Source organism: Terriglobia bacterium (genome assembly GCA_020072845.1).
GTDB lineage: Bacteria > Acidobacteriota > Terriglobia > Terriglobales > Acidobacteriaceae > JAIQGF01.
Map to the genome: position 1 here is coordinate 69,840 of JAIQGF010000023.1, position 6,634 is coordinate 76,473.

General features: G+C 61.3%; 7 protein-coding genes. 4 read left to right on the top strand and 3 right to left on the bottom strand.

Going from position 1 to position 6,634, the window contains the following annotated elements; translation table 11 throughout:
* Positions 1–17 precede the first annotated feature (17 nt).
* Positions 18–854 (bottom strand): hypothetical protein, encoded by an 837-nt coding sequence (locus LAN70_18625; GenBank protein MBZ5513167.1) that lies wholly within the window; start codon positions 852–854, stop codon positions 18–20.
* Between the two features lie 241 nt (positions 855–1,095).
* A complete protein-coding gene (locus LAN70_18630; protein ID MBZ5513168.1) occupies positions 1,096–2,154 on the bottom strand; it encodes an alpha/beta fold hydrolase in 1,059 nt (352 codons plus the stop codon).
* Between the two features lie 435 nt (positions 2,155–2,589).
* Here LAN70_18630 and hemA point away from each other — a divergent pair, with 435 nt between their 5' ends.
* The 4 genes from hemA (at position 2,590) to LAN70_18650 (ending at position 5,604) form a co-directional block, all read left to right on the top strand.
* Complete coding sequence (gene hemA, locus LAN70_18635) at positions 2,590–3,888, top strand: glutamyl-tRNA reductase (GenBank protein ID MBZ5513169.1); 1,299 nt, start codon at positions 2,590–2,592, stop codon at positions 3,886–3,888.
* Positions 3,889–3,917: 29 nt separating this feature from the next.
* Positions 3,918–4,586 carry a tetratricopeptide repeat protein gene (locus LAN70_18640; protein ID MBZ5513170.1) on the top strand — a complete coding sequence of 223 codons (669 nt, stop codon included), beginning with the start codon at positions 3,918–3,920 and terminating at the stop codon, positions 4,584–4,586.
* Between the two features lie 237 nt (positions 4,587–4,823).
* A complete protein-coding gene (locus tag LAN70_18645) occupies positions 4,824–5,075 on the top strand; it encodes a hypothetical protein (protein ID MBZ5513171.1) in 252 nt (83 codons plus the stop codon).
* A gap of 34 nt (positions 5,076–5,109) precedes the next feature.
* Positions 5,110–5,604 carry a hypothetical protein gene (locus LAN70_18650; GenBank protein ID MBZ5513172.1) on the top strand — a complete coding sequence of 165 codons (495 nt, stop codon included), beginning with the start codon at positions 5,110–5,112 and terminating at the stop codon, positions 5,602–5,604.
* Here LAN70_18650 and LAN70_18655 read toward each other — a convergent pair.
* Positions 5,494–6,396, bottom strand: a complete 903-nt coding sequence (locus LAN70_18655) for a hypothetical protein (GenBank protein MBZ5513173.1) — start codon at positions 6,394–6,396, stop codon at positions 5,494–5,496. The genes LAN70_18650 and LAN70_18655 overlap by 111 nt on opposite strands.
* Positions 6,397–6,634: the final 238 nt, after the last annotated feature.

Sequence of the window (6,634 nt, forward strand, 5' to 3'; positions counted from 1 at the left end):
GTACTTTCTCCCAGTAGCTAGTCGTGCGGCGCCAATGACGTTTGAGGCTCACGCGAAAGCGCAGGACTTTTCAGACGGTGCTGGCTGTACCTGATCACCTGTCGCATCTTGACGCTGCCGTTTCTGAAGACGAGCAGGTCGTCGGAGTTGGTGTACTCCGGGAACCAGTTGCTGTCGATGAGCTCGCGATAGGTGACGTAGGTAGCGTGGATGTTCTCCATACCGCGCTTTTTCTTGGGGGGAAGCACAACGTCCGGGACAGTCTTGCCGCAGGTTTTCACGATCCCCAAATCACGAGTCTCTATCCAGATGCGTCCCTGATAGTACTTCTGTTTCGGCTGAATAGATTTGGGCGCAACGTCGAAGACGTAAGTGTCGAGCTCGTCAATGTGCTGCCGGCCCGCGTACCTGAAGTTGTACATCGGCAGTTCTTTCGGCGTGATCACATACGTGGCGTAGGTGTGGATATCCTCGAAATCGTCCATGGTCATGGTCACGCGCCGCAGCGTGGATTGTGGCGCGAAGGTCACCTGTTCCATGCGCCTGCCGGAAGCGTCGTAGGCTACGTTCATGATCTGCCAGTATTCGCCGTCTGCTGCGTACTTGCCGGGCAACCCTGCTGGAACCAGAGTCTGGATCCTGATTTCCTCGACATAGGTGTACCGGTTGAGCTGCGCCCTGAATTGCGATTCGTTGGCGGCGGCTTTTTCCAGGATCTGCTCGTAACTGAGGCCGGCGGGCTCGGCGGGATCAACAGGAATTCCGGAATGGCCACAGTCGGTTTGCGCTCCACAGACGGGTGCTAGGGCTGCAAATAGGACAATGCCGGCAGCAATTGCGATCTTTGCCTTCATCACGTTCCGCCCCGGCAGAGCCTGGAGCACGGGCGGTGCTCGCGTAATCTACCCTAACGGCGACACGCGGCGAGAAGAAACGGTTCGTGTTCTGATTTTGGAACACGGTGTTCCAAATTCGGACAGCACGGCGGCCGAGGGCGGCCACCGCCCTCGTAATTTGGCACAGGCATGAACGGCAGCCCCCGCGAGGCGCGGGGGCCTACACTTCCCGGCCTACATTTCCCCTGCGCTGATTTCCCTACTTCGGCTCGGAATCCTGGAGCAACTGCACCAGGTACTGCTTCCAGAAGACGGCCCAGGTGTGGGTGCTGTGGCCGCGGGTTTGGTCGGTGGCCTGGATGAGATGGAACTGGCCGCGCGCGATGCGCATGACCTCGCTTTCCGGGGTGGTGAGTTCGGGCGGGTTGATGAAGTCGTCGGTGGTATTGATCCACATCAGCGGCGCGCGGATCTTCTCCAGGTTGGGCGAGGGGTAGTAGTTCCGCGAGGAGCTGACCTGGTAAAGAAGGTCGTTGGCGTCGAGCGCCTTGATGCGCGTTTCCTGCGCGTCCACAAATTTGTCGGCATCGTCGCGGGTGGAATACTGCTTCTGCCAGAACAGCGGCGCGCTGCCGGCAATGGCGAGCAGGTATTGTGCCGCGCGCAGGGCGCCGACCGGCTCCTCCTTGTACTCACCGTTGTTCCACGCCGGATCGAGCTTGATGGCGTTGATGATTGCGCCGCGCCAAAAGCGGTTGCGCCCGGCGATCTGCACCGTCTGGCAGGCCATGGGCATGAGCGCGTCCATGAAGCCGGGATAGGTCTCGCCCCACACGAAGGAATGCATGCAGCCCATCGAGGTGCCGAAGATCAGGCGCAGATGCTGCACGCCGAGGCCTTCGGTCAGGAGCAGGTGCTGGGCGGCGACCATGTCGTCGTAGTCGTAGTTGGGGAAGCGCATGTGCTGGCCGTTGCTGGGCTTGCTGGAACCGCCGTGGCCGACGTTGTCGGGCAGGATGATGTAATAGCGAGTGGCGTCCAGCGGCTGGCCGGGGCCGAAGAGCTCGTTGGCGAACTGCGGCTGCAGGAACTGCTTTCCCGAGCCGCCGGTGCCGTGCAGGATCAGGACCGCGTTGGTGACCTGGCCGCGCGCGTCGCGATGGGGCGCCCCGATGGTGGCGTAATGCAGGCGCAGTTCGGGGAGCGACTGGCCGTCGCGAAACTTGAAATTCTTGGTGGTGTAGTCGCCTTCCTTGGGCGCAGGGTAATCGGCGGCAAAACAGGAGAGAGCGAGGCAAAGGAGCGCAAGGTATTTCATGGCGCGAAAAGGGTAGCAGAAGTACCGGGTACCTAGTACCGAGCGGAAAACCATTGCCGATTGTCGATTGTTGATTGCCGATTGAGAAAAGCACAGCCGGGGGTTGGCGGCACCGTACGCTTCGGAGGTACAACTAACTCCCAACTCCTAACTACTTCTTCAAACTGCGGATGAACTTCACCAGGTCGTTGATCTGGGCATCATTGAGCTTGCCCGCGCTGCCTGTATGAGGAGAAATTTTGCGGCGTGAAAAAACGCGCGGGCACGGGTGATATCCCTCAACCGTGCCCGCGCGGGCGCGGATGTGGTCCCACCCAGCGTGAATAACTCGTTGAAAACTCAGCCCGTAGCAAGGTGCGCGGCGGCAACGCGGTTTGGCAACCGGGGTGCGATTAGCAGGGTGGTAAACGATTTTTTCGGCGGTAAAGAGGTCCCGTGGAACCCTGCGTGATGGTCATCGGCGTGAACTACCGGACGGCGCCGGTCGCGGTGCGCGAACGCTTCTGGATCAGCGAACCGCGCCGCTACGAGGCGCTGGTGCAATTGTCACATGCCGAGGCCATTGACGAAGTGGCGGTGCTGGCCACCTGCAACCGGACCGAGTTCATCCTGTGGACACGCGACGCCGCGGCGGCGTCGGGTTCGGTGCTGAATTTCTTGACCCGCGAATACGGCCTGCGGCTGTGCGAGTGGAAGCACTTCTACCGCAAGATCGACGAGCAGGCGCTGACCCACGTCTTCCGGGTGGCGTCGAGCCTGGATTCGATGGTGATCGGCGAGCTCGAGATCGTGGCGCAGGTGAAATCGGCGTGGGCACTGGCGCTGCAGGTCGGAACCGCCGGGCGCTTCCTGGACGCGGTCTTCCAGAAGGCGCTGACGGTATCCGAGCGGGTGCGCAACGAGACGGCGGTGGGTAGCGCGGCGGTTTCGGTGCCGCACGCGGCGGTGGAACTGGCGAAACAGATTTTCGGGTCGCTGAAGGACCGCAAGGTGCTGCTGCTGGGCGCGGGCAAGATGAGCGAGGCGGCGGCGCGCTACCTGATCAAGAACGGCGCCAACGACCTGCGGGTGATCAACCGCACGCTGGAGAACGCGCAGGAATTGGCGCGGGCGGTGAAGGGACGCGCCTTCCCCTTGGAAGAGCTTCCGCGCCAGGTGCGCGAGGCGGATGTCGTGATCAGCTCAACCTCCTGCCCGGACGTGATCCTCACCCGCGAAGAGACGGAAGGCATCGTGGCACAGCGCGACGGCGCGCCGCTGCTGCTGGTGGATATCGCGGTGCCGCGGGACATTGACCCGGCGGTGCGCGAAGTGCCGGGCGTGTTTCTTTACGACTTTGACGAGCTGGAGCAGGCCACCAAGAAGTGCGAGGGCGAGCGCAAGTTGGCCGTGGCCGACGCGGACAAGCTCGTGGCCGAGGAAACGCGGGGGTTCCGCGCCAAGCTGGCGGCGGAGCGCGTGGTGCCGACCATTGTCGCGCTACGCGGGCGTTTGGACGAAATTTGCCGGCAGGAGCTGGAAGCATTCAAGCTGGAGGCCGGGCCGCTGAGCGAGGAGCAGGCCAGTTCGCTGGCGACGCTGGCATCGCGCATCACGCAACGGATCTCCAATTCGCTGGCGCGCGAACTGAAGGAGCATCCGGAAAAAGTGGATCAGGACCGCATGACCGAGGCGGTGCAGCGCTTGTTCCATCTCGAACAGATGGAAGAAGCCGTGGCGGGAACGCGAAATTAGTGGCCAGTGGTCAGTGATGGGAGAGGGAGATGGCGAGAAACGGAAACGGCAAGAGCGAGATTGTGACCACCCAGGGATGGACGACGATGCAGGCGTACACCCTGGCGGTGGTTTGCCTGCTGCTGGGCGGGGCGATTGGGTACCTGCTGCGCGGCTCGGAACCGGCGGCGGTGGTGCCGGCACAGGCGGCGGCGGCGCAGGCGCCCGCGAACATGGCGCCCGGCCAGATCCCGGGATTTGGCGGCGTGCCGGGCGGCGGCAATTCGCCCGAGATGGTGGACAAAGCGGCGCAGCCCATGCTGGAAGCCCTGCAGAGGAATCCGAAGGATGCCGACACGCTGGCCAAAGTCGGCAACCTGTATTACGACGCGCAGCTTTATCCCAAAGCGATCGAGTATTACCAGCGGGCGCTGAAGATCACGCCGGGCAATGCCGACGTCCGCACCGACATGGGTACGGCGATGTTTTACCTGGGCGATTCCGACAAGGCGCTGGCGGAATTCGAGAAATCGCTTTCCTACAAACCGAATCATCCCAACGCCCTGTTCAACACCGGGATCGTGAAGTGGCAGGGAAAGAAGGACACCAAGGGAGCGATCGCAGCCTGGGAGCAGTTGCTGAAGACGAACCCGAATTATCCGGAACGCCAGAAAGTTGAAGACCTGCTTACTCGCGCCAAGGAGCATGCAAAAGGTTAGGCGCACACGGCCGCCCGGAAGTGCCTCGATCCAGGCACCGTAGGGCCTGGGGACCAAGGGCCGCACTGCGCCGCCGGAGGAAGCTTTCTCCTATCCCTCATCCCGCTTCCTCCGGATTTGAACAGGGCCACGGGCCATTTGTAACCAGAGCCGGAGGAACCGACTTATACCCCCTCATAACGGTTCCTCCGGATTCTGCCATGCACCGTCGGCGACGCGCGCACTATTGAGACAGATATGGGACCTTACCTGATATCGGCGTTCTTTGTATTCATGGGTCTTGCCTACATGATCTTCGGCAAGATCTCGTCTGATGCCTACGCCGCCAGACCGTTCGATCCGAATGATCCGCCGCGTTCCAAGGCGCGGTATTTCTGGAAGGTGTACCGAGAGCTCTACCCGCAGAGCTTTTTAACCGAAGCCTGCGCGGCCTGCACCGTGGTTGCGGTGATGATTCTCATCGCCGCTCCGTTCGTCCTTTTCAACTGAAGCGCGGATAGGCCAGGCGCGGTATCATGCCTACATGCTTCGCCTTTTTCGTTTGTCGTTGGTGTTGATGGCCGCCGCGGCTGCCCTGGCGCAAGCTCCCGCCAAGCCGAACTTGACCGGGACATGGAACGTGGACCTGGAGAAGAGCAATTTCGGAGGGCTGGAAGTGCCGCAGGCGGCGCGCTACCTGATCCGCCACCTGGGAGCGAAGGTGGAGATGCAGTACGAGCAGGACGGGCACATCACGCGCGTGGACGTCACGCCCGATGGCGAAGAGCACGTCCTGGAGACCGGGCCGGACACGGAAAACCTGGCGCGGGTGTACTGGTCGGGGGCGGTGCTGGTGTTCGAGGGGCGGATCCGGCCGATGGCGTCGAGCAACGCGCCGCCGGTCAAGTGGACCAGCCGGTGGTCGCTTTCACCCGACAAGAAAGTGCTGACCATCGATCGCCACATCGCAACCGAGCAGGGGTCGGTGGACCAGAAAGTGGTTTTCGAGAAGCAGCTCCCGCAGGCGAAGGCGCAGTAGCGGTCCGTCGGTTCGATCGGTCTTTCGGTCGATCAGTACGTCAGTGGGCCGAAGTGCAAGATGCGGCACCGCGCTGAGCTGGCTGCGGAGGTTCGCCAGAAACGTTGTTGTGTTCGCGCCCTCGTACTGGTCGAACTGCTCACCGTCATCCAGCGCGAATATTGAACCGGCTGTGAGTTCATAGGCAGTGGAGAGTACGTAGTCGCTGCCCGTCGGGCTCGATTTTCGCAGGAACATCACGTAATCCGTCTGATCCTTGGGAAAGCCCATACCGGCGAAAATGATGCGGCGGACGTGACCCGAGGGGAAATATACATCTGCACCACGACGGGTAACCACAATTGCTGATCCGGTTGCGATCGGCGCGCTCCCGTCCTGCTTCAGAACCTCCGCAACCGTGACGGTGAATTCGGAATACACTCCTGTTTTGTCGGGTGCCACGAAGCCGCTGGACGAGGTCACACGGCCGATCAAGACCACGTCTGCACCGCTGACCGGCAATCCTTCTTTCGGAGCCGCCGAGTCGACCGTCACCGACACGGTTGCGGTCTTCGGTGTGGGATCGGTTGCGATTGGGTCAGCCAACGGATTAGAAAAGAAATGCCGCATACGATCATCTTTGGCGGTGCGTGCTGCAGCGTCCACGCCGGAGCGGACGTAGTCGGCGCGAGGGCCTTCGGCAGAATGAATGCGAGGAGTCTTGGTTTGCACTTGCGCGCTGGCGTCGATGGGCGACACTACACTCATTAAGGCCGCCACTATTACGAAATGTCTAGCCAGTGGGACGTTCATGTTCTTGCCTCGTGTCAGTTTGAGCAAAACTCAGGAAATCGATCCCGCGAACCCAAGCACATGCTGTCAAGATTCGTGTTCCCACCCTTCGAAAACCGCGAAGGGTTGATTGGATAAGAGCGAAGGCTCCGAGCATACCCTAGCAGCGTCTTGGACTGAGGGTCTAAAGACGCAGGGGAAGAAGGAGCCTTCGATGATGATTGTAGGCTGTGATTTCCATCCGAGCTGGGAACAAGTT